The following is a 22129-nucleotide window of genomic DNA, read 5'->3' as shown; positions in this document are numbered from 1 at the left end:
GGATTCTAAATGGCAAACGCAAAACAGGTTATCGAGAAATTCTGGGAGATCCAGAATGATCATGACTATACGAAGCTCAGTCCCCTCTTTGCCGACGATGCCGTTTTTGAAGATCCCGCCATCGGGCGTGTAGAGGGCAAGCCTGCCATAGAAAAATTGCTCGCCGGATTGACCAAGGAACTGGCAGAGAAAAAAATGCACTTTGAGGTGCTGGAAATTGCCGGTGATGAGCATGTCGCCTGGTCCCGCTGGCTCTGGAAAAGGCCTGAAGGCGATATCGAAGGGGTCGGACTATATAAGGTCGCCGATGGCCAGTTGGTTTCCTATCGCGACTTTTATGCAGTGCCGGAAAGTTAGTCTGCCGTAGCCCTTTTCATTCCTTTGGTTGAATATCTTCAGGATAGGGATTGCGTGAAATCAGACCCCATGAGCTGTTGTTCGAAAGGCTTTGTCGTGCGTCGATTTCGATCAGCAATTCCTTGGTCTTGATGATATCTGCTCCGACTGCGGATGATAAAGTCTCGATGCTACGCCACTTATATTTTTCCCCGCGCAGCAATAAAATCAAACGCTCTTTTCGTTTGTCGTCCAGCCGATACTCGCGCCGCTTGGCCAGCCAATGGGTCAGAAATACGGTCGCAAGCGATGCTATCGCGCCGACCACGGCACCGATCAGAACGGCTATTTCTGCACTAACGGTCATTCCGGTTCCTCCAATTTCTGATCAGGGATTAAGCCGCTTCAGAGTGTTTTTCATTTCTGATTCAATGTCACCAATCAAGCTTGCTGCATCCGGTACTCTGGATATCATACCGACAGATTCACCGATACCGATATGTGCTCTGTTAAAATCAGCCTGACGCACACCTTCATCATAGGCCGCACGGCCTTCCTCTGGATTGTCTTTCAACAGGTCGATCCGGTCTTCCCATTGTTGGTACAGGTCGTTTCGGATAGCTCGAAAATCAAAAGACTCGGGCCAGTTTTTCCGCCGCAAAACATCAAAGACCGAGCTGCGTGCTGTATTATCGCCATCTGTTTCGATCGCAATGTCCTTGGCTTTCGGATTAGCAAGACATTCACTGGTAGCCCAAAACCGGGATCCCATCATCGCGCCATCTGCGCCCAGCACCATCGCCGCCGCGAGGCCGCGGCCGTCTGCAATGCCGCCAGCGCCCAGCAAAAGGGTTTCTGGCGCATGGACGGCAAGCCAGTCTGCGGTTTCCGAGATGAAGGATATAGTCCCTCTGCCCCGATCTTGGGTCGCGCCATGTCCGCCGGCTTCGGTACCCTGCGCAACAATGATTTTCGCGCCGGCCTCAATCGCCACCGGCAGATCGGTCAGCGAATGGATCTGGCATATCAGCGTCGCGCCCGCTTGGAGAATTCGTTCAGAAAATGGCCGGGGATCGCCAAAGGACAGCATGACCGCAGCGGGACGATGATTATCGATCAACCAATCCAGCGCGTCAGAATTTTCGGCCAGCTTCCAACTGATGAATCCGCAACCGAGACGTCTCATCGCCGCAGCGTCATCTTTGAGCGCGTCGACCGCGATCTCATATTCCCGGCTGGTCCATTCAAGATCACCATAGCCGCCGCCGACTAGTCCCAATGTTCCGGCCCGCGCGCAAGCTGAGGCCAGTGCGCCGCCAGAGGCCAAAGCCATTGGTGCAAGAGCCAGCGGTATCTTGAGATCGAAATAATCGGCAAAGCGAGTCACTCTTGCTCCTAAAAAATGCGATAATCGTTTCGGCGATCTTGCTGCCAATGGTGTGCTCTAAAAGTCTATTGCCAGTCCCTTATGCTCCCAATCTCCATACCGGGTGGGGCCGTTTTTCTCCAAAATCTCGTCGGCTTTCTCAAGCGGATCGGGTTCCGGAACTGGAGGATTTTTGGACAGATGGGCAGGCGGTTTGACATTGTCGGGACGTTCTCCCGGCTGACGAGAGTCAGATTTTCTATTATTCTCGGCCATATTTTCTATTTTCCACAATTTGAAAAACCCCGCCTCAGCACCTATATTGAGGGAGAAACCAACATAATCAAGCGAGTAGATCTATGAATTTTCTGAAGACCACCATGTTGCTGGCCGCTTTGACAGCTTTGTTCATGGTTATGGGTTTTTCGCTTGGTGGGCCACGTGGGGCGATATTGGCGCTCTTGGTTGCGGCGGGTATGAACCTCTTCACGTACTGGAATGCCGACAAAATCGTGCTGAAAATGCATAAGGCGGTCGAGGTGGATGCGAATAGTCATCCGGAATTTTATACGGTGGTACAGCGCTTGGCGCAGCGGGCGCAGCTCCCCATGCCGAAAGTTTACATTGTCGATCAGGCACAGCCAAATGCCTTTGCGACCGGCCGTGACCCTGAACATTCGGCGGTCGCCGCAACAACCGGGCTGCTCAATATGCTTAGCTATGACGAGATTGAAGGCGTGATGGCGCATGAACTTGGCCATGTGAAAAACCGCGATACGCTTATTATGACTATGGTTGCGACCATTGCCGGTGCGGTGTCGATGCTCGCCAATTTCGGCCTGTTCTTTCGCGATAACCGCGGACTAGCTGGCATTTTGGCGGTGTTCATTGCCCCCTTTGCTGCGATGATCGTGCAAATGGCGATTAGCCGCACTCGCGAATATGGCGCCGACCGTTCAGCAGCCGAGATTAGCGGCAAGCCGCTTGCGCTCGCGTCCGCCTTACACAAGATTTCGGGGCAGGCACAACGCATCGCCAACCCGGTGGCACAGCGCAATCCTGCTGCTGCGCAGCTTTATATTGTGCCATCTGGCGTAAAGCAGATGTTCTCTACCCACCCTGCAACGGAAGATCGCATCGCGGCACTGCAGGATATGGCGCAGGGCGGTGGATCGGATGGCTGGTCGAACAATGCCGATGAAATTGGTGATATGGGCCGGTTGAGGGGCGGTTCAAAAGGCCGGCGCAGCGCACTTGATCCGACACGTAGGCATTAGTTTGATCTTGCTCCGGACTTGATCCGGAGGCTTGATCCTGAGGCTGGGGCGTCTATGGGGATTCTCTGCGTTATCCGCGATGGATTCCGCATCGAGTGCGGAATGCAAAAAAATGAATAGCAAAAGCTCTTCCAAAATTCCTGGCTTGTCTGCGCGCATGGCGGCGCTGCGATTATTGGACGCTGTGTGCCGACGTGGTGAAACGCTGGATCAAGCCATGGCAGCGGCAACCACCAAATTGGGCAATCCGTCTGACCGTTCACTGGCCCACAATATAGCGGCCAATGTTTTGCGCTGGATGACCGCGCTGGACGTCATGATCGACAGCGCGACCAGAAAACGCCTGCCTGACGACGCGAAAGCGCGGATGGCGTTGCGGATTGCATTGGTACAGGTCTTAGTGCTTGAAACCCCCCAGCATGCAGCGATTGCGACCGCTTTGCCGCTGGTTCATGGTGGACCAAGACGATTGGTGCACGGCGTCTTTTCCACCGTGATGCGCGGCGTGGAATCGGGTAAATTGGCACTGCCGGAATATCCCGAGATTCCTGGCGAAACACTAGATCGCTGGACCCATCATTGGGGAGAGGAAGTGGCCACCTCCGCCGGACAGGCATGGGCGGCCGCGCCGCCACTGGATATCAGCTTCAAAGCAGATGGTAATAGCGCGCTGGAGGGTGAGAAGCTGGCACCCCGGCATATGCGCATGCATCCCAACGTTTCTGTGACTGAACTGCCTGGCTTTGCCGATGGCGCCTTTTGGGTGCAGGATCTCGCGGCCTCTCTGCCCGCAAGACTTTTGGGTGAGGGCAAAGATCGAACTGTCCTTGATTTATGCGCTGCGCCAGGCGGCAAGACGATGCAGCTTGCTGCGGCTGGTTGGAAGGTCCTGTCAGTTGATAGCAGCGCCAAGCGCATGGAGCGGTTCAAGGATAATCTGACGCGGACCAATCTCGATGCAGAGGTCGTGATTGCCGATCTAATGAAATGGGAGCCCGCCGAACCGGCAGATGCTGTTCTGCTGGACGCTCCCTGTAGCGCAACTGGTATTTTCCGCCGCCATCCCGATGTGCTCCATTGCATTGGATCACGCCAGATAGCCGATCGTGCGGATGTGCAAGCGCTATTGCTCGACCGGGTCGCGCCATGGGTCAAACCAGGCGGCGTACTGGTCTATGCCGTCTGTTCGCTGGAACCGGAGGAAGGCGAAGACCAGGTCGAACAATTTTTAGAGAAACATGAGGGTTTCGAGGCCATGGCCATCGCCAATGACGCGCTTCCCAGCGGCATAGTTGTGAACGAAAATGGATATGTACGGACATTGCCAACCATGTTGACCGAAAAGGGCCATATTGACGGATTTTTTGTCTCGAAATTACGCCGAAAAGGCTGACCCGACGATAAAATTAAGCCTGTCCCCAAATTGTCCACAGGCCATTGGGATTTCTGCCGAATCGCGCCTTGCGGGTGCTCTGTAAAAATCCTAAACGCAGGATCGCAAAGGAACCGTCATGACTACCACTTCCCAATCCGGCTCGATCCGTATCGCTCCTTCCATCTTGTCCGCTGATTTTGCGCGTCTCGGTGAAGAAGTTCGCGCGATTGATGAAGCCGGCTGCGACTGGGTTCATGTCGACGTGATGGATGGTCATTTCGTTCCCAATATCACCATCGGTCCCGGCGTAGTCAAAGCCTTGCGGCCGCACAGTGAAAAACCATTTGATGTTCACTTGATGATTTCGCCGGTTGACCAATTCCTGGAAGATTTTGCGGCAGCGGGAGCGGATATTATTTCTTTTCATCCCGAAGCCGGTCCTCATCCGCATCGCACGGTTCAGACTATCCGGTCGCTCGGCAAGCAGGCCGGACTTGTGCTTAATCCCGCAACACCGCTTGATGTTCTGGATTATCTTATCGATGATCTGGATCTAATACTCGTGATGAGCGTTAATCCCGGTTTTGGCGGTCAGAGTTTTATCGACAGCCAACTGCGCAAGATCGAAGCTATCCGGAAGCGTATCGACGCAACGGGCAAGGACATCCGGTTGGAGGTTGATGGGGGAATTGATCGCAATACGGCGCCCCAGGCGATTGCCGCTGGCGCCGACACGCTCGTCGCTGGCACCGCCACATTCAAAGGCGGGCCGGATCACTATGCCGCAAATATTAGCGCTCTGAGGGGTGAATGAGCGGAAATCGGCCTGAATCAGATAATCCCGCTGACGATCGCGCCAATGACCCTGGAAGTGGGGTTGAACGCTACAGCGGGGAAGAAAGCGTGGCGCCGGAAGGTCGCAGTCTGACCATTCGTTCGAGCGGCGATCGCGGACAGTCTCTCGCCGAACAGACGGCTTTGCTCTATTATCGCATGACCTGGCGAATGCCGCTGCATCGGCTCAGGCTATCCGGAAAGCTGCCTTTGCGATTGCTGGCCGTGCCGGTTGACCCAGTGGACGGTGACAGGGTTCAGGGCACAGCGGTGCGCGCGGGATATTTTTTGTTTCGCGGCCTCAAAAAGAAGCTGGAGGGCATTGATTTCTCCGATCTGAAATTGCCGCCTGCTTTTGAAGACTATGTCCATCGGTTCGTTTGGCTGCGCGATCTGGATACTGCGGCATCACGGGATCAGGCTGTTCCGGTGGCAGAAAAACTGATGGAAGAATGGCTCGATGCCAATGGCAAAAAAATCCGGCAGCCGGCTTGGCGGCCGGATAATTGCGGTTGGCGGCTGTTGATCTGGGCAAGTCACGCGCCCCTGATCCTGTCTTCGAACGATTTGATTTACCGTTCCAAGGTGTTGAACAATATCGCGCGCACCGCGCGGCACCTTGATCGCACAGCAGATAAAGCCACCTCCAGCCTGGGCCGCCTAGTCGCGTGGAGCGGCGTTGTGGCTGCATCGCTGCTCATTCCCGAAGGCAGGGTGCGCCGGATTGTCGGAGAAGCAGGCCTTGAAAAAGCGATGGGCGAGTTTTTCTATGCTGATGGCGGATCGGTATCGCGGTCGCCGTTAAACCAAGTTGATGCCGTCATCCTTTTGTCGATGCTGAAGCAAGTTTATTTGTCGCGCGATGAAGATGCTCCAGAATTTCTTGAAAATGCCCTGGCTCTGGCGGTGCCCCCGCTCACGGGCCTCACCCACTTCGATGGCAGCATGGGTAATTGGCAAGGCGGCGGCGCAACCTCTGCTGAACAGGTTACACAGGTTATCGAAGCGAGCGGTATTCGCGCCCGGCCGCTACGGCAGGCACGCGATTGGGGCTATCAGCGCGTATCATCGGGGCGGTCGGTACTCATTCTCGATGCAGCACCACCACCGATTGCGCGGATGGCTGTGGCTGGATGTGCGTCGACTTTGGCATTTGAGTTTTCCAATGGCGACAATCGGATCATTGCCAATTGCGGTGGTGCCGGTCTGGTCGGTGCAACCATTCCAGCGTCATTGGCGCGGGGTCTCCGAACCACCGCGGCGCACAGCACTTTGTGCATCGACAATAGCAACAGCACGTCGATCTTGCCGGATGGCAAGCTTGGCCGCGGTGTCAGCGAAGTGGAACTTTTTCGCCGGGACGTCGAAAACGCAACGCGGCTTGAAGCAAGCCATGATGGCTATGGCCGGCGTTTCGGGCTGATCCACAAGCGCTTACTGTTGATGCGATCCGACGGATTAGAGCTGCGCGGTGAGGATATGTTGATCCCGGACGGTAAAAAACGGCGACGGAAGAAAAAAGATATCGAATATGCGCTGCGCTTTCACCTTGGCCCCGATATCGAAAGCGACCTGATATCAGATGGCAAGGGTGTGTTGCTGCGCTTGAAAGATGGAAATTTGTGGCAATTCCGATCCACCGGCGGAAAAATCATGCTGGAAGATAGCGTCTGGGTTGATGGTATGGGTATTCCCCACAGCGTCATGCAGATGGTGATAACAGATACAGTGGGCAGCGGCGGCGGCGCGACCGGCTGGCTGCTCAAACATATGGGATAAAGACGATCATGACCGAGAATATTACAATCAAACGGGCTCTGCTTTCGGTGTCCGACAAAAGCGGTTTGGCGGATCTGGGCAAAGATCTGGCCGCGATGGGTGTGGCGTTGATCTCAACCGGCGGGACGGCAAAGGCCTTGCGCGATGCGGGGCTGGAAGTTGCCGATATTTCCGAAGTCACCAACTTCCCAGAAATGATGGATGGCCGTGTGAAAACGCTGCATCCGAAAGTCCATGGCGGTCTGCTGGCGCGGCGCGATGATGCGGGCCATGTCGCTTCGATGGAAGAGCATGACATTGCCGGGATCGACCTGGTGATCGTCAATCTCTATCCCTTCGCCCAGACCGTGGCCAAAGGCGCGGCGCGTGACGAGATTATCGAGAATATCGACATTGGCGGGCCCAGCATGGTGCGCAGTGCGGCGAAAAACCATGATTTCGTCACCATTGTCACCGACCCGTCGGATTACGACACATTGCTCGCGGAACTGAAAGAGAGCGGTGGCGCGACCAGTATCGATTTCCGCAAGAAAATGGCGGCCAAGGCCTTTGCCGCAACCGCCAGCTATGACGGTATGATCGCGCAATGGTTCGGTTTTGCGGATCAGCAGCAGATGTTCCCGCCGACTCTGCCGCTCACCATGAGCCAGCCGACCGAACTGCGCTATGGCGAAAACCCGCACCAGATGGCGGCGCTCTATCTGCCGGACGGTCCCTCGGCCAGAGGCATTGCACAGGCCGAACAATTGCAGGGCAAGGCGCTCAGCTATAATAATTATAACGACGCCGATGCGGCGCTAGAACTGGTCAGCGAGTTTCGCGATGGCCCGCCGACGGTGGTGATTGTCAAACATGCCAATCCCTGCGGCGTGGCAAGCGGTGACAGCATTTTGGAGGCTTATAAGGCCGCCCTCGCCTGCGACAGTGTCTCGGCCTTTGGCGGGATTATCGCGGTGAACCGGCCGCTGGACGGCGCAGCGGCCGAAGCGATGACCGGCATCTTCACCGAAGTCGTCTGCGCTCCGGATGCCGATACGGATGCGCGCGCGATTTTTGCCAAGAAGAAAAACCTGCGGCTCTTGCTGACCGGCGATCTGCCGGATCCGGCACGTGGCGGCATCGGTCTGAAGACGATAGCGGGAGGCTATCTGCTGCAATCGCGTGATAATGGCCAGATTACCGAAGATGACCTGAAATGCGTGACCAAGCGAGAGCCGAGTGCGCAAGAAAAAGCCGACTGCCTGTTCGCCTGGACCGTCGCGAAACATGTGAAATCCAACGCGATTGTCTATGCCAAAGACGGCGCTACGGCTGGCGTGGGCGCGGGGCAGATGAACCGGCTGGAATCCGCTCGTATCGCGGCGTGGAAAGCAAAAGACGCGGCGGAGAAAGCAGGCTGGAGCGAAGCGCGGACCATTGGGTCAGCTGTCGCTTCTGACGCCTTCTTCCCCTTCGCCGATGGCCTGATGGCGGCAGTTGAAGCGGGTGCAACCGCTGTGATTCAACCCGGCGGTTCCATCCGCGACGACGAGGTTATCGCAGCGGCGGACGAAGCAGGGCTCTCGATGCTGTTCACTGGAATGCGCCATTTCCGGCATTGATTGGAAAGGGTTGACTGTGTGATTTGGTGTCCGCTTCGGGTGCAAAGACTGGGCTGATTCTTGCGCCTGTTTTCTTTTGCTGCCATTGGCCATTTTCAGCTGGATCTAGAATGCAGAGGATATCGAAAATGTCGATAACAGGAGAGTGTTTCTGCGGTAAAATAAACTATGAAGTATCAGGTGAACTTCGCGATGCAAGATCATGTCATTGTTCGCGTTGCCGAAAAGCATTTAGTTCTCAGGCGTCGGCATATGCCTTGGTTGATGCCAATGACTTCAAATGGGTAACAGGCGAGCAGCACCTTGCGACCTATGAAAGTAACCATGGGTTTGGACTGCAATTCTGCAGCAAATGTGGTTCAACGCTTTGCGGCATATTTAATGGTGCCGTTCATGGTGTGACACTTGGTTGTGTGAACGGCGACCCTCGCGTCGAAATCAGCCAACATATCTTTGTGGGTTCCAAAGCACCATGGGAACTGATTCCGGAGGGTGTGAAAACTTTTGATGAAGGGCCGCCGCCTGACGGCTCTTCCTAATATTTACTCCGGCGTCGCAGCCTGTGCATTCTGGCCATCGCCTTCTGGTGCGGCGATGATGTCACGGGTAACGCTGCCTTTGTCGACAGTGAACGTGTCGGCATCGCCAACGGAGGAGCGGATGCCGGCATCGGCGTCACCGGCTTGGCCAACGATTGCGGATTCGGTCACGCTGCGTGCCTGTGATCCGCCAAACATGGCTTCCAGGGTCTGTTGCTGCACGCCGCCGGTCTGGGGACGCGGTTGGCCGGGTTGTGGCGGGGTCAGACCGAAATCGGGTGGAATGACCAGGGGAGGCTGGCGCGAGACGGCGAATTCGTCAGGACGGTCGCGGTCAAACAGGCCGCTGGAGCCGCATGCGGATAGTCCGACCAGCGAAACCAGGCTGATACCGATAATAGATTTACGCATATTCACTTCCCTCAAAATTACTTGCCCTGCATGCACAAAGCTCTTTGGCTGGCTCTTTGCCATGGGTCAACTGTCGCCAAGCTGAATATTATCTTCGTCCGGCTTTTCGCGTATTAACAGCGCGCGTGCAAGCAGGATTACGACGCCGATGGAAATGCACGCATCCGCGACGTTGAAAATCAGGAACGGACGGAAACCACCAATATGTAAATCAGCGAAATCAGCAACATAGCCAAGCCGCGCGCGATCCAGGATATTGCCCATCGCCCCGCCGAGAACGAACGAAAGCGCAATAATGTCCCATTTCGCCTTTTCCCGCCACATCCAGATCAGCACCGCCACGGCGATCAGGCCGGTCAACGCGACCAAGGCCCAGCGCTGGAAATCGGTGGACGCGGTCAGAAAACCCATCGACACGCCGTAATTTTCCGCCCAGGTCAGGTTGAAAAAGGGCAATAATTCAATCTGGCCCTTGGCTTTCAGGTCGAGCGGAAACATCACCATATATTTGGTGAACTGGTCGATGATGAAGATCAGGAACGCGACAACAAGGCCGGCGATCCGGTATTTTGATACAGCTTCGATCATGCGTTAAGAACCCCATCACAACGGCCGCATAGCGCGCCATCTTCTTCTACATCGGGCAACAAGCGCCAGCAGCGGCCGCATTTGCTGTGCTCGGTTTTGATCACGGTGATCTCGGCACCATCTTTCACATCGGCGACGATGCAGATTTCAGAAAATTCTTCAGCCGAAAGCGACAGTTCGGACAATGGATAGGTGACTTCTGCCTCTAAGCTGGAACGGATTGTCTTTTCCCGACGCAACGGTTCGATTGCCTCGGTAATTGCCGACCGTTGTGCTGCCACAGTGTCCCATTTTTTGGACAATTCGACATCATCCCAACTGCTATCAATTTCTGGCCATTCCTTGAGGTGGATAGAATCATTTTCATCCGGGAATCGGCTTTGCCAAATCTCCTCGGAGGTAAAGACCAGCACCGGGGCGATATAGCGGGTGAGGGCGTGGAACAATATATCCATGACCGTCCGATATGCCATGCGCTTGGGATCATCCGGCGCATCGCAATAGAGACAGTCTTTGCGGATATCGAAGAAGAAGGCGCTCAGATCATCATTCACAAAATCACTCAACGCCCGCATGTAAGGTCCGAAAGCAAAATTCTCGACATGCTCGCGTAGATCAGCATCAAGGCGATGGAGTTTGTGCAGTATATAGCGTTCCAGCTCCGGCATATCGGCCACGGCGACGCGTTCACTTTCCTCAAAATCGCTGAGACCGCCGAGCATATAGCGGAACGTGTTGCGCAATTTTCGGTAGCTGTCGGTAACGCCTTTCAGGATTTCATCGCCAATCCGGTGATCTTCGGTGAAATCGACACTGGCCGCCCAAAGGCGCAGGATATCCGCGCCATTGACGTTGATAATCTTCTGCGGGTCGAGCGTATTGCCGAGCGACTTCGACATTTTCTTGCCGTTCTTGTCGAGCGTCATGCCGTGGGTCAGTACGGCCTTATAGGGCGCACGACCGCGGGTGCCGCAGGATTCGAGCAGGCTTGACTGGAACCAGCCGCGATGTTGGTCGCTGCCTTCGAGATAGAGATCGGCTGGCGTCTGGTGATCCGGCCATTTACCGCTCTCCAGCACAAAGGCATGGGTGCAGCCGCTGTCAAACCAGACGTCGAGAATGTCGGTGATGACCTCATAGTCGTCGAGGCTGTACTTGTTGCCCAGAAATTCCTGATGATCGGCATTGAACCAGGCATCGGCGCCGCCGGTTTTGAAGGCTTCGATAATCCGTTCATTGACCGCCGGGTCATTGAGATAGTCGCCGGTCTTGCGATCGACATAAAGCGCAATCGGCACGCCCCAGGCGCGCTGACGGCTGAGCACCCAGTCGGGGCGGCCTTCGAGCATGGACTGTAGGCGGCGATGGCCGCGTGCGGGCACAAAGCGGGTCTTGTCGATTTCGGCAAGCGCCACTTCGCGCAGCGTTCCGGCAACGCCTTCGGCATGGCCGACTACGGTCTTGTCTTCCTCATCCTCAATCGGCTCGATCTGGCTGGGCGCGGTGAGCGGCTCATCCATCGGGACAAACCATTGCGGCGTGCAGCGATAGATGATCTTCGCCTTGGAGCGCCAGCTATGCGGATAGCTATGCTGGAAATCATCGCTGGCCGAGAGCAGGGCGCCCGCTGCACGCAAATCTTCGCAAATCGGGCCGGTGCTGTTGACAAATTTCTTGTTGATCACCCCGCCGGCACGTTCATCCCCGCGCGGCAGCCAGTCCCAATCCTCGCGATAAACACCATCGGCATCGACCGCGAATACCGGGTTGATGCCATTGGCCTTGCACAGCTCGAAATCATCTTCGCCATGATCGGGGGACATATGGACAAGCCCGGTACCTGCTTCGGTGGTAACGAAATGCGAACCGTCGAGGAACGGGCGTGGTTTGCTGTAGAAGTCGCTGTCCGGGAAGGTGTCCGCCATCGGGTGTTTGGCGATCGCATCGACTAGCTGGGAGCCTTTGAATTTTTTTACATAGTCGGTGACAATCCGCGATGATTCTGCTCGGGGGTCAAAATGAGCTGCAAGTTCGTCGTATATTCTGGCTCCAAAATCATCGACTAACGGTTGCGCCACCAGAAAATTCTTACCCAAGAAATGAGTAACTTCTGGAGCATCAGTATATCCGATAAGTTCTGAGATTTGGAGTAATTGATACTCAACATCCGCTCCATAGGCGAGCGCCTGATTAACCGGAATCGTCCAAGGCGTGGTCGTCCAGATCACCGCATGCGCGCCGACCAGTTCCGGCGCATTCGGCGCTTCGACAATCTCAAACGCCACATCAATTTGCGTCGATGTAATATCCTCATATTCCACCTCGGCTTCGGCCAGCGCAGTTTTCTCGACTGGCGACCACATCACCGGTTTCGCGCCGCGATAGAGTTGTCCCGCTTCGGCAAATTTCAAGAGCTCTGTGACAATCGCCGCTTCGGCGTCATAATCCATCGTCAGATAGGGCTTGTCCCACTGCGCGAGAATGCCGAGCCGCTTGAATTCCTCGCGCTGGACATTCACCCATTTGTCAGCATATTCGCGGCATTCGGCGCGAAATTCGCTGGCCGGGACTTCGTCCTTATTGCGCTTTTTCTTGCGATATTGCTCCTCGATCTTCCACTCGATCGGCAGGCCGTGGCAATCCCAGCCAGGCACGAATGGCGCATCCTTGCCGAGCAGGTTCTGCGAGCGGACAACCAGATCCTTGAGCGTCTTGTTGAGGCTATGACCGATATGGATATTGCCATTGGCATAGGGCGGGCCGTCGTGAAAAATGAACTTTTCCCGTCCCTCACGCGCTTTACGCAGCTTCTCATAAAGCTCGATAGTCTGCCAGCGCTCCAAAATAGCCGGTTCCTTATTCGCAAGGCCGGCTTTCATCGGGAAATCGGTTTTCGGCAGGAAAACCGTGTCTTTATAATCGCGCTCTTTGGCGGGTGCATTATCGGTCATGATTGGCGGGGATTAGGCGAGGCAGCGCGCGGGCGCAAGCGGGATTTCATCCACGCTTTGTCGCCGCTATCCGCTAGCGAACAAGCGCCGGACCAACTGTGCTGATATCCTCGACCATGACATAGCCGTTGAAGCTTGCGGGAATGTCCGCCAACTGATCGCCATGCGTCAGTCCGCTGGTAGGATCATCGCCTTTGACCGGGCCGATTATCATCACCCGCGCGCCGACCGCTTCCATCCGCGCTAGGGTACGATTGGGCCATCCCGCAAAGGCCCATTGATAGTTAAGCGGCACCACCAATGTGCCGTCCTTGCAGCTATCGGGTGTGATGCCGAGCCAGCCCATCCATGCATAATCCTTGGTGCAGGCTTTGACGCCTGGTTTCGACCAGGACCAGATACCGGGGATCAGTATTTTCATGCGGTTCGCCGGTGCTTCTGCGCCATAAAAGCCATCGCCTTCTTTTAAAGGATCACGGCCTGCAGCCTTTAATATCGCGTAGAGTTGATCCGCCTCATCGGGGTTTTTGCTTTTGAAATTAAACAGAAAAGGTTTGAACGTCTCTGATGCGATTGCCTCTTCCACCGTTGGAATTTTCCCAATGCCCTTGCCGCGCAGGGGAAAGGTTTTGCCGCCATCGGAGGAATAGCCATAAGCCACATCAAGTGCCTTTAGCTCCGCAAGCGTCAGATCACGTGTATTGCCTTTGCCATCGGTTCGGCAGTCGACCGTCCAGTCGTGAAACAGCACCATCCTTCCGTCTTTTGTCGGTGCGACATCCACTTCGACCATATCCGCTTGCCGGTTTACCGCTGCGCGAATGGAGTGAATTGTATTTTCAAAAATCTCTCGCTTTTCCTGACCGGGGAGCATGCGAATCGCGGTGCAGTCATCTCTACCCACGCCTTTCAGATCATATATATGATGAACGCCGCGGTGCGCGATCATCTTGAGCTGACCTTCAGGATTCGGAGCCCATCGAGAGCTGTTGAGCAAAACTATGATGAGGACGACCATCCAGAGCCCGCCAAGACCCCACAACAACCTTCTCTTCATCTCAGCATGTCCTTGGCCCTGGCGCAGTCTTGTGCCATTTGCTCCATTAGCGCATCAAGATCGTCAAACTTCGCCTCCCCGCGGAGGAAATGGTGCAGTTCTACCTCGATTACCTGACCATAAAGATCCTCGGAAAAATCGAAGAAATAGGGTTCGAGCAATTCCTTGGGCGGATCGAAGGTTGGCCGTATGCCGAGATTTGCAGCCCCATTGACGACACGGCCATCGGCCAGATGCCCTTTGACCGCATAGATGCCATATTTGGGACGAAGATAATGGCCCATATCAATATTGGCCGTGGGATAGCCAAGTTTGCGGCCGTTTTTATCCCCGTGAATAACCGTACCTTCAATCGCAAAAGGGCGCGTGAGAAGTTCTGTCGCTGTTTCACAATCGCCAGCCTTCAGGGCATCGCGAATGCGGCTGGACGAGATGACTTCTGTGTCATCGCTAACCGGACCAACGGCCTTGGTCGACAGGCCGAGCGGAGCGCCCAATTGTTTCATCACTTCGATATTACCAGCGCGCCCTTTGCCAAAGGTGAAGTCCTCACCCGTGACGATGCCCGCCGCGCCGAATCGCTCGACAAGCAGCTTCTCGACAAAATCCTGGGCTGTTGTGCCCGCTAGCTCTGCAGCAAATTCAAAGACCAGCATCGCGTCAGCGCCTGCATCTGTAAACAGGCGTTCGCGCTGTTCCAGAGTGGTCAGGCGAAAGGGCGGCGCATCGGGCTGGAAATGGCGGACGGGATGCGGATCAAAGGTCGCGATGATTGCCGGTCGGCCCTCGGCCTTGGCCCAGTCAATCGCAGTTTGGGCAACCGCCTGATGGCCTTTGTGAAAGCCATCAAAATTGCCCAAAGCGATGATCGCACCGCGCAGCTCGTCCGAAATTCTGTTTTGCCCACTCAACCGCATGATTTGCGCTATTGGCCAGTTTCGGTGGTTTGTTCAACCGCTTGTTTAGGTAAATCTTTGAGCGGTATCAGGCCCTGTTGCAAAACGCGTAGGGCGTTGCCTCCCATTACAGCGCGAATTTCCGCTTCGGTAAAATCGGCATCCATCAATGCCTGGGTGATATGGACAATACCGCTGGTATCGAAGCGCGTCGTCACGGCGCCGTCGAAATCGCTGCCCAGTGCGGCATGTTCAATGCCAACCAGATCGCGGATGTGCTTGGCCGCTTTGGCAACGCTTTTAGGATCAGTATCACACATGGCTCCGGCCCAATAACCAAGACCGATGATGCCGCCAGTGGCAGCAACGCCTTTGATTTCCGCATCGCTGAGATTGCGATTGACGCCGCAAACGGCTTGCACGCCGCCATGGCTGGAAACTACGGGGCGGCGCGCTATTTTCAGAATGTCGGCCACGGTCTGGTGACTGCTATGGGCAATATCGACGATCATGCCCTTTTCTTCCAAATCGCGTACAATTTGCCGTCCAAAGTCGGTCAGGCCGCCTTTCTCTTCGCCATGCATAGAACCGGCCAATTCATTGTCGAAAAAATGAACGAGCCCCGCCATGCGCATGCCGGAATCGTAGAGCTTATCGAGATTTTCACGCTTCCCTTCTAGCGTTTGCAGACCTTCGGCAGAGAACAGCGCGCCGATCATTTTTTCGTTTTTGGATCGCGCCAATGCGAGGCCATTAACATGGTCAGAGGTACTGATCGCGACCATGGCGCCATCCGAAGCGGTGACGGTCTCGTCGAGCTTTTGGGCATGGTAGAGCTGGCGCTCCAGCAAAGAAAACCAGGTCCGGATGGGTTGCAACTGTGCGACTGCCAACAGCGTTATATTATCTGTATCAGCGCTGTTGCGATCATAATTCTGGTCTTTTGGTGTTTTGGTGACGCTGGAAAAAATCTGCAGACCGACATTGCCCTTCTGCATCCGTTTGAGATCAACATGGCCATAGTCAACCGCATCGGTAATTCGGCGTTTCCACAGCAAGGTATCGGCGTGCAAGTCGACAATCATAAGGCTATCATGCAGCTTCTGCGCTTCCGGCCGGATGATGGGCAGGGCTTTGTTGTCTGTTTTGTTGATCTGCGTTTCGATGGCGCTGGAATCATGGTTCATTTGTGGCAAAGCATCGGCCACCACCCGGTTTGTCTGCTTTTCGAATATGCTCGGCGCAAAAGTGAAAAAGCCGATGGCCAGCACAATAATAATTGTCAGCAACGCCACCAAAAATTTCTTCATGCCTGTTTCCGCTTCAACGTGACAAAGGAAAAGGCCGGTTTGCCATGATTGGCGTCATGCTGCTCTCGTTCGCTTTCCTCCCAAATGGCGGGATCAAAGCCATCCATGACGGTATCCCCATCCACCTCCATGTGCACTTCGGTGAGGGCAATACGATCTGCTTTTGGCAAAAAGAGCCGATAAATTTCCGCGCCGCCGATGATGGCGATATGCGGTGCATTGGCAATCTTCAGGGCATCCTTAACATCATGAACCACTTCCGCGCCTTCGGCTTCCCACTGCGTATCGCGGGTCAAAACGATATGGCGCCGTCCGGGCAACAAGCCGGGCAGACTGTCAAAAGTCTTGCGGCCCATGATCATCGGTTTGCCTTGCGTCAGTGATTTGAAGTGCCGCAGGTCGGCGGGCAGATGCCACGGCATCGTGCCATCTTTTCCAATGATACCATTGTCGGCGCGCGCTAGAATCAGAATGATTTCGGGATGGTTCATAAGGTGGGCCTAACGCAGATCAAACCATGTTGAAATTGGAAAAACCGGGCCAATCAGAAAAACAGCCTGGTGACATGGCCCATTTTGCGTCCCGGACGGCTCTCACCTTTGCCATAGAGATGAAGATGGTTGGCCGGGTCGGATAGCAGTGCCTGCCACTCCTCTGCATTCCCGCCAATCAGGTTTGTCATCTCGACCTTTTCGGCAGCTAGCCCCGTATCACCCAGCGGCAATCCGCAAATGGCCCGAATATGATTTTCAAATTGGCTGGTGATCGCGCCTTCGATCGTCCAGTGACCGCTATTATGGACGCGCGGGGCCATTTCGTTGAATACCGGCCCATCTGCAGTGGCAAAAAATTCGCAGGTCAACACGCCGACATAATTCATGGCCTCTGCCATTTTTGCCGCGAGCGCGCGGGCCGCATCCTGATGTTTCAATATCGCAGCCGGGGCAGGGGCGGATGACAGGGACAAGATGCCGTCTTCGTGGACATTATGCGGCGTGTCCCAATAAAGGATTTCGCCATCCTGTCCGCGGACCAGGATGACCGAAAATTCATGGCTGAAAGTGACGAACCCCTCGGCCACAGATGGTTGGTGCCCGATGGCATCCCAGCATGTTTCAAGATTATCGCCAGCCTTAATCCGCACCTGACCCTTGCCGTCATAGCCCATGCGAATGGTCTTGAGGATCGCCGGTGTGCTGACTTGCTTTATGGCTTCTTCTAGGGAGGCCAGGTCAATCACTTCGGCAAAAGGGGCTGGTGTGCCGCCATGGGATTGTGCGAATTTCTTCTCTGCGATCCGGTTTTGGGCGATGTCCAATGCGCTCGCTGGCGGGTAAAGTGGCGCGCGGTCTGCTATGGCGTTTAGCGGTGTGACCGGGACGTTTTCAAATTCAAAGGTGATGACATCACAGGCATCGGCGAATTTCTCCAGCGCGGGAATGTCGTCATCCTGCGCACAGGTAAATTCAGCCGCAACGTCCGCCGCTACACTGGTTTCGTCCGGTGTATAAATATGGCAGCGATAGCCTAGCTGCGCCGCCGCGACGGCAAGCATGCGGCCCAGTTGGCCGCCGCCCAATATGCCAATGGTCGAACCGGGAGGAAGAGGTGTCATCGCTGCTGACTATTTCGGTTGTTCGGCAACGGCATCGCTTTGTGCCGCACGCCATGCGTCAAGACGATCAGCCAGGCTGTCGTCCATATTGGCCAATATGGCAGCGGCAAGCAGGGCTGCGTTTTTTGCGCCCGCGTCGCCAATGGCCAAAGTGCCGACCGGAATACCCGCCGGCATCTGGGCAATGGAAAGCAGGCTGTCGACACCGTTCAGCGTTCGCGATTGGATCGGCACGCCTAAAACCGGCACGCGCGTCATCGCCGCGGCCATGCCAGGCAAATGCGCAGCACCGCCAGCGCCAGCGATGATGACCTTTAAATTGCGATCTGCGGCTGATTTCGCATAGTCGTAGAGGCGATCCGGTGTCCGATGGGCCGAGACAATCTTTACCTCATGCGCGATATCAAGCTGCTCCAGAATTTCCGCAGCCAGACGCATGGTAGCCCAGTCGGACTGGCTGCCCATGATAATTCCAACTTGCGGCTCAGTATGTTGTGGAGCTTCGGTCATGCTTGCACCTGAATAGTGTCGCGGAAGCAAATTCGTTTAGCCATGAAATGTCTGTCACGCAATGCGGCAGTGACGCGGAACGATTTTTTCTCCCTATATTTTTACAAAACAGGTCATGAGACAGTTCTGCCCTATCAATTTTGTTGACTAAACTATAAATGACAAACTAAATGACAATAAAAAGTAAATAATAGTAAACGTTAGTATCACGGCGGGGGTAAAAGATTGATCGGTGAAGTTATTGATAGAAGTGAAGACAAGCAAGAATGTAAAGACTGCGCTGTTCTTCGATCAGAAAACCAACGATTAAAAGAAGAGCTTGCTGAAATGGAGCAACGAGCGAATCATGATGTTCTAACCGGACTGCCGAATCGCCGGTTCTTCATCGAAAGCCTTGAAAAGCGGGTTATGCGGTGCCAGCGTTATGGTGATAATACGGCACTGCTCTTTCTCGATGTCGACGATTTAAAAGTAATAAACGACACATATGGTCATGCGGCCGGCGATTTTTTACTGATCAATCTCGCCGATATATTAAAAGACAATATTCGCAGCTGTGACATGGTCGCGCGGATTGGCGGTGATGAATTTGCGCTGCTGCTTGACAATCTTGATGCCGATCAGGTGGAGCGCAAGATATTGGCGCTTATCGACCGCATCAAGACAGCCAATCTGGTCTACAGAGGTGAGGCCATATTGATTGGCGCTGCAATTGGATATAGTTTTGTTGGACCGACAGACACTGTGGCGGCGCTTATGTCACGGGCTGATGAAGCTATGTACCAATCCAAAAAAGACGGGGCCTGAAAACTCTCGCTCAACGTTCGGACAGATAATAGCGTTCTTTTTCGTTCAGGCTTTCATCCAGATCATAGACGATCGGCTGACCGGTTGGAATTTCCAGGCCGGTAATTTCATCATCCGAAATGCCCGACAGATGCTTGACCAAGGCACGCAAGCTGTTGCCATGGGCCGAAATCAGCACGCGCTTGCCGGATTGCAATTCCGGTGCAATCCGGGATTTCCAATAGGGCAGCACACGGGCGATTGTGTCTTTGAGGCTCTCGGTCGCAGGCACTTCGATTCCGGCATAGCGGGGGTCGGATGTCATCTGATATTCGCTGTCGGCGGCCATGGGCGGCGGCGGCGTATCAAAGCTGCGGCGCCAGATATGCACCTGCTCATCACCATGTTTATCGCGGGTTTCCTGCTTGTTGAGACCGGTCAGTCCGCCATAGTGACGTTCGTTGAGCCGGTAATTTTTCTCCACCGGCAACCACAGCCGATCCATTTCTTCGAGCGCCAGATTGAGTGTTTTGATCGCGCGGCTTTGCAGACTGGTGAAACACAGGTCCGATTCAATACCTTTTTCCTTCATCAGGCGGCCGGCGGCCTTGGCTTCTTCAATGCCTTGTTCGGTGACATCGACATCCCACCAGCCGGTGAAGCGATTCTCGAGATTCCATTGTGACTGGCCGTGACGAAGAAGGATGAGCTGAGGCATAAAATGTCCTTAAATTTGCTATTGAGGCACCTGTAGCGGTGAAGGCGGGGTCCGCCAAGCCACATAATTGTTCATATTGGGTGCAAGAAAACTGAAGCAATTTATACAATATCTACGCAAAATGGGGGTGAAATTGCGACGAACCGAGCCTGGTGACGATGAATATATGCTCTGTCTGGTGACCACAGGTGATGATGAAATAGCGCAATCATTGCGCGCCAAATATATGAACAATCCATCATGTAGGAAAGCGGTTTTGCCGCTGCTGCTGTCGGTCGATCAAAGGATCCGGCTAAGCGTGTAAAAGGCTCCGAGCCCGCCAACCAGATAGGCGGCCGGCATCTCAACCCATTTGCGCTGGTCAACCGGCGATCGAGTAATGAGCCACAGCGCTGTCAACAGAATCCCAACGAACAGGATCTGCCCGATCTCGACGCCCAGATTGAACAACAGCAGGGCCCAGACTTCCTGCCCTTTGGGCAGTCCAATATCCGACAACGCGCCCGCAAAGCCGAGACCGTGAATCAAACCAAAGCACAACGCAACCAACCATGGTCGGCGGATGGTCAGGCTCGTTTTGCCGGCCCATTTGCGCACCACTTCCACAGCCAGGAAAAATATCGACAGGGCAATCAGCAATTCCACAGGTTCGCTGGGCAATGTGAACAGGCCAAGCGCCGTTATGCCAAGCGTCAAGCTGTGGCCCAAGGTGAAGGCCGTGATTACCCAGAGCAATTTGCGCACCGGAGTGAGCAGCACCAAACCAAGCACAAACAAGAGGTGATCCCAGCCGAACAGCATATGCTCAGCACCAATTTGCAGATAGGCACTGGCAGGGGATCCTCCCGGATCGCCCAAGGCAAAAGACGCATTGGCGGGACGGAGGATGTGGGTGGTTTCTTCGCCATGCGCCGTTTTCAGGCGGACAAACACATCGGTGAGCGTGCGGTCGAGGCCCTCGATCGTCACACGGCCTTTGTCGAGCTGACATGAAACCTGCCAGCTTTCGACGATCGCATCGCTAGAAATCTCTTGCCGGGTGGTCTCCGGTACCGGGCAGTGATCCGGCAGCACAGGCCGCATCTTGAGTTTGCGGCCGGACAGGATCGGTTGTTTCCAGGCAATGGCGACCGTGCCATCCGCTTGCTCGGTTAGTTCAAGAGCCGCTGGCCGGATTTCATGCGCACCCGCTGATGTACTGCAGAGCCAGATAAGGAAAGCCCAAAGCAAACCGAGCCGTATGATTGTCACTCGTCCGCACCCTCAATCACCACATCATATCCGCGTACCAGTTCCTGCAGCGCTGCTTGCTTGGCTTTGGCACTCTGGTCTTCTTGCCATGCGGTGGTGACCTCTGCCTTGATCGGTTCAAAACTGGCTTCGGCCGCGTCATCAATCGCTTCGATGCGCACGAGATGTAGTCCGAAAGCGGAGCCGATGGGCGCGCTCCATTGTCCGGCCGGCAGTTTGAAGATCGCGCTGGCAAAATCCGGCCCGAATAGACGGGTCACTTCACTTTCCGGTATCGCGGCATAGCTGCGCTTCTGGATGAAAGGATCGCCCAGGCTTTTCCAATCCGTTCCTGATTGCACGTTCTGCAAAGCGTCAGCTGCGACCTTTTCAATCGCATTTTTATGTTTTTCTGGGCTGAGATAAATATGCACGAAACTCCGCCGTTCGGGCGCGGCAAATTTGTCGCGGTTTGCGTCAAACCATGCCTCTAGTTCGGCATCAGAAGGGTTGTCTGCTGTGCTCTCACCGCTAACCAGAAAGTCCATCTTCTGCGCCAAGCGGCGCTTGATGATCGTATCATCATCGCCAAGGCCCAATCGCTCGGCCTCCCGCACCAGCACTTCCTGTTGCACATATTGGTCGATAATCTGCTGCTTATCCTCACCGGTCGGCAAGCGGCCAGCCGTGTTGGCCCATAGCACGCTCAGCCGGTCTATCTCCGCAGCACTGACCGTGATTGTCCGGCCCTGCTCACCCTCATAGCGGTTCCAGAAATGATTGATGGCAACCAATGCCAACCCGATCAGAACGAAGTGTGCGATCGGATCTCGGAGGATTTTTTTCAGGTTGGTCACTTTTCTCTCATAAACTCAGTGCGCTCATGCTGAGCCCGTCGAAGCATATTCTCGAAGACCCTTCGACAAGCTCAGGGTGAGCGCAGCCGAAAT

Annotated in this window: 23 protein-coding genes; 8 read left to right on the top strand and 15 right to left on the bottom strand. The window is 54.9% G+C overall.

Annotated elements, in window-relative coordinates; translation table 11 throughout:
- Nucleotides 1-9: 9 nt before the first annotated feature.
- A complete protein-coding gene (locus tag BS29_RS16025) occupies nt 10-357 on the top strand; it encodes a nuclear transport factor 2 family protein (protein ID WP_229954634.1) in 348 nt (115 codons plus the stop codon).
- Between the two features lie 16 nt (nt 358-373).
- On the opposite strand, the gene BS29_RS16020 is transcribed toward BS29_RS16025, so the two are convergent.
- From BS29_RS16020 to BS29_RS16010, 3 genes are read right to left on the bottom strand one after another with little or no spacing between them, the layout of a single operon-like run.
- A complete protein-coding gene (locus BS29_RS16020) occupies nt 374-703 on the bottom strand; it encodes a hypothetical protein (protein WP_229954633.1) in 330 nt (109 codons plus the stop codon).
- A 21-nt stretch (nt 704-724) separates the two neighbouring features.
- Nucleotides 725-1723 (bottom strand): NAD(P)H-dependent flavin oxidoreductase, encoded by a 999-nt coding sequence (locus BS29_RS16015; RefSeq protein WP_229954632.1) that lies wholly within the window; start codon nt 1721-1723, stop codon nt 725-727.
- Between the two features lie 57 nt (nt 1724-1780).
- Nucleotides 1781-1978: a DUF1674 domain-containing protein gene (locus BS29_RS16010; RefSeq protein ID WP_229954631.1), complete on the bottom strand. Its 198-nt coding sequence runs from the start codon at nt 1976-1978 to the stop codon at nt 1781-1783.
- An 83-nt stretch (nt 1979-2061) separates the two neighbouring features.
- Here BS29_RS16010 and BS29_RS16005 point away from each other — a divergent pair, with 83 nt between their 5' ends.
- The 6 genes from BS29_RS16005 (at nt 2062) to BS29_RS15980 (ending at nt 9107) form a co-directional block, all read left to right on the top strand.
- Nucleotides 2062-2979, top strand: a complete 918-nt coding sequence (locus tag BS29_RS16005) for a M48 family metalloprotease (protein ID WP_229954630.1) — start codon at nt 2062-2064, stop codon at nt 2977-2979.
- A gap of 112 nt (nt 2980-3091) precedes the next feature.
- The gene (locus tag BS29_RS16000) at nt 3092-4372 is read left to right on the top strand and encodes an RsmB/NOP family class I SAM-dependent RNA methyltransferase (RefSeq protein WP_229954629.1); all 1281 of its coding nucleotides are present in this window, start codon (nt 3092-3094) and stop codon (nt 4370-4372) included.
- Between the two features lie 118 nt (nt 4373-4490).
- Nucleotides 4491-5168: a ribulose-phosphate 3-epimerase gene (rpe, locus tag BS29_RS15995; RefSeq protein WP_229954628.1), complete on the top strand. Its 678-nt coding sequence runs from the start codon at nt 4491-4493 to the stop codon at nt 5166-5168.
- The gene (locus BS29_RS15990; RefSeq protein ID WP_229954627.1) at nt 5165-6967 is read left to right on the top strand and encodes a heparinase II/III family protein; all 1803 of its coding nucleotides are present in this window, start codon (nt 5165-5167) and stop codon (nt 6965-6967) included. Before rpe ends, BS29_RS15990 begins: the two co-directional genes overlap by 4 nt.
- A gap of 8 nt (nt 6968-6975) precedes the next feature.
- Nucleotides 6976-8568 (top strand): bifunctional phosphoribosylaminoimidazolecarboxamide formyltransferase/IMP cyclohydrolase, encoded by a 1593-nt coding sequence (gene purH / locus BS29_RS15985; protein ID WP_229954626.1) that lies wholly within the window; start codon nt 6976-6978, stop codon nt 8566-8568.
- 128 nt (nt 8569-8696) lie between these two features.
- Complete coding sequence (locus tag BS29_RS15980) at nt 8697-9107, top strand: GFA family protein (protein ID WP_229954625.1); 411 nt, start codon at nt 8697-8699, stop codon at nt 9105-9107.
- Between the two features lie 3 nt (nt 9108-9110).
- On the opposite strand, the gene BS29_RS15975 is transcribed toward BS29_RS15980, so the two are convergent.
- From BS29_RS15975 to purE, 9 genes are all read right to left on the bottom strand, one after another.
- Nucleotides 9111-9518, bottom strand: coding sequence for a DUF3035 domain-containing protein (locus BS29_RS15975; RefSeq protein ID WP_229954624.1), 408 nt, complete (start codon nt 9516-9518; stop codon nt 9111-9113).
- 66 nt (nt 9519-9584) lie between these two features.
- Complete coding sequence (lspA, locus tag BS29_RS15970; protein WP_229954623.1) at nt 9585-10106, bottom strand: signal peptidase II; 522 nt, start codon at nt 10104-10106, stop codon at nt 9585-9587.
- A complete protein-coding gene (ileS, locus tag BS29_RS15965) occupies nt 10103-13057 on the bottom strand; it encodes an isoleucine--tRNA ligase (protein WP_229954622.1) in 2955 nt (984 codons plus the stop codon). The genes lspA and ileS overlap by 4 nt, the downstream gene beginning before the upstream one ends.
- Nucleotides 13058-13130: 73 nt before the next feature.
- The gene (locus BS29_RS15960) at nt 13131-14114 is read right to left on the bottom strand and encodes a glycerophosphodiester phosphodiesterase family protein (RefSeq protein ID WP_229954621.1); all 984 of its coding nucleotides are present in this window, start codon (nt 14112-14114) and stop codon (nt 13131-13133) included.
- The gene (locus BS29_RS15955; RefSeq protein ID WP_229956886.1) at nt 14111-15034 is read right to left on the bottom strand and encodes a bifunctional riboflavin kinase/FAD synthetase; all 924 of its coding nucleotides are present in this window, start codon (nt 15032-15034) and stop codon (nt 14111-14113) included. Before BS29_RS15955 ends, BS29_RS15960 begins: the two co-directional genes overlap by 4 nt.
- 5 nt (nt 15035-15039) lie before the next feature.
- On the bottom strand, nt 15040-16320 hold the full coding sequence (locus BS29_RS15950; RefSeq protein WP_229954620.1) for a dipeptidase: 1281 nt from the start codon (nt 16318-16320) through the stop codon (nt 15040-15042).
- Complete coding sequence (locus BS29_RS15945; protein WP_229954619.1) at nt 16317-16811, bottom strand: dihydrofolate reductase; 495 nt, start codon at nt 16809-16811, stop codon at nt 16317-16319. Before BS29_RS15945 ends, BS29_RS15950 begins: the two co-directional genes overlap by 4 nt.
- A 53-nt stretch (nt 16812-16864) precedes the next feature.
- Nucleotides 16865-17935: a 5-(carboxyamino)imidazole ribonucleotide synthase gene (locus tag BS29_RS15940; protein ID WP_229954618.1), complete on the bottom strand. Its 1071-nt coding sequence runs from the start codon at nt 17933-17935 to the stop codon at nt 16865-16867.
- A gap of 9 nt (nt 17936-17944) precedes the next feature.
- On the bottom strand, nt 17945-18445 hold the full coding sequence (gene purE, locus BS29_RS15935) for a 5-(carboxyamino)imidazole ribonucleotide mutase (RefSeq protein ID WP_229954617.1): 501 nt from the start codon (nt 18443-18445) through the stop codon (nt 17945-17947).
- 327 nt (nt 18446-18772) lie between these two features.
- Here purE and BS29_RS15930 point away from each other — a divergent pair, with 327 nt between their 5' ends.
- Nucleotides 18773-19252, top strand: coding sequence for a GGDEF domain-containing protein (locus tag BS29_RS15930; RefSeq protein ID WP_229954616.1), 480 nt, complete (start codon nt 18773-18775; stop codon nt 19250-19252).
- A gap of 10 nt (nt 19253-19262) precedes the next feature.
- On the opposite strand, the gene gpmA is transcribed toward BS29_RS15930, so the two are convergent.
- From gpmA to BS29_RS15915, 3 genes are all read right to left on the bottom strand, one after another.
- Nucleotides 19263-19949 (bottom strand): 2,3-diphosphoglycerate-dependent phosphoglycerate mutase, encoded by a 687-nt coding sequence (gpmA, locus tag BS29_RS15925; protein WP_229954615.1) that lies wholly within the window; start codon nt 19947-19949, stop codon nt 19263-19265.
- A gap of 279 nt (nt 19950-20228) precedes the next feature.
- On the bottom strand, nt 20229-21200 hold the full coding sequence (locus tag BS29_RS15920; RefSeq protein WP_229954614.1) for a HupE/UreJ family protein: 972 nt from the start codon (nt 21198-21200) through the stop codon (nt 20229-20231).
- The gene (locus tag BS29_RS15915) at nt 21197-22036 is read right to left on the bottom strand and encodes a peptidylprolyl isomerase (protein WP_229954613.1); all 840 of its coding nucleotides are present in this window, start codon (nt 22034-22036) and stop codon (nt 21197-21199) included. The genes BS29_RS15920 and BS29_RS15915 overlap by 4 nt, the downstream gene beginning before the upstream one ends.
- Between the last annotated feature and the right edge of the window lie 93 nt (nt 22037-22129).

Origin of the sequence: Parasphingorhabdus litoris DSM 22379 (genome assembly GCF_020906275.1) — a bacterium.
Classification (GTDB): domain Bacteria; phylum Pseudomonadota; class Alphaproteobacteria; order Sphingomonadales; family Sphingomonadaceae; genus Parasphingorhabdus; species Parasphingorhabdus litoris.
Note: the sequence above shows the minus strand (reverse complement) of the source record. Positions and strands in the feature narration are given on the sequence as shown.

Bases quoted from the DNA above. Each gene is read 5' to 3' on its own strand.
- BS29_RS16025 (WP_229954634.1), top strand. From the start codon at position 10: ATGGCAAACGCAAAACAGGTTATCGAGAAATTCTGGGAGATCCAGAAT.
- BS29_RS16020 (WP_229954633.1), bottom strand. From the start codon at position 703: ATGACCGTTAGTGCAGAAATAGCCGTTCTGATCGGTGCCGTGGTCGGC.
- BS29_RS16010 (WP_229954631.1), bottom strand. From the start codon at position 1,978: ATGGCCGAGAATAATAGAAAATCTGACTCTCGTCAGCCGGGAGAACGT.
- BS29_RS16005 (WP_229954630.1), top strand. From the start codon at position 2,062: ATGAATTTTCTGAAGACCACCATGTTGCTGGCCGCTTTGACAGCTTTG.
- BS29_RS16000 (WP_229954629.1), top strand. From the start codon at position 3,092: ATGAATAGCAAAAGCTCTTCCAAAATTCCTGGCTTGTCTGCGCGCATG.
- rpe (WP_229954628.1), top strand. From the start codon at position 4,491: ATGACTACCACTTCCCAATCCGGCTCGATCCGTATCGCTCCTTCCATC.
- BS29_RS15990 (WP_229954627.1), top strand. From the start codon at position 5,165: ATGAGCGGAAATCGGCCTGAATCAGATAATCCCGCTGACGATCGCGCC.
- purH (WP_229954626.1), top strand. From the start codon at position 6,976: ATGACCGAGAATATTACAATCAAACGGGCTCTGCTTTCGGTGTCCGAC.
- BS29_RS15980 (WP_229954625.1), top strand. From the start codon at position 8,697: ATGTCGATAACAGGAGAGTGTTTCTGCGGTAAAATAAACTATGAAGTA.
- BS29_RS15975 (WP_229954624.1), bottom strand. From the start codon at position 9,518: ATGCGTAAATCTATTATCGGTATCAGCCTGGTTTCGCTGGTCGGACTA.
- lspA (WP_229954623.1), bottom strand. From the start codon at position 10,106: ATGATCGAAGCTGTATCAAAATACCGGATCGCCGGCCTTGTTGTCGCG.
- ileS (WP_229954622.1), bottom strand. From the start codon at position 13,057: ATGACCGATAATGCACCCGCCAAAGAGCGCGATTATAAAGACACGGTT.
- BS29_RS15960 (WP_229954621.1), bottom strand. From the start codon at position 14,114: ATGAAGAGAAGGTTGTTGTGGGGTCTTGGCGGGCTCTGGATGGTCGTC.
- BS29_RS15950 (WP_229954620.1), bottom strand. From the start codon at position 16,320: ATGAAGAAATTTTTGGTGGCGTTGCTGACAATTATTATTGTGCTGGCC.
- BS29_RS15945 (WP_229954619.1), bottom strand. From the start codon at position 16,811: ATGAACCATCCCGAAATCATTCTGATTCTAGCGCGCGCCGACAATGGT.
- BS29_RS15940 (WP_229954618.1), bottom strand. From the start codon at position 17,935: ATGACACCTCTTCCTCCCGGTTCGACCATTGGCATATTGGGCGGCGGC.
- purE (WP_229954617.1), bottom strand. From the start codon at position 18,445: ATGACCGAAGCTCCACAACATACTGAGCCGCAAGTTGGAATTATCATG.
- BS29_RS15930 (WP_229954616.1), top strand. From the start codon at position 18,773: ATGGAGCAACGAGCGAATCATGATGTTCTAACCGGACTGCCGAATCGC.
- gpmA (WP_229954615.1), bottom strand. From the start codon at position 19,949: ATGCCTCAGCTCATCCTTCTTCGTCACGGCCAGTCACAATGGAATCTC.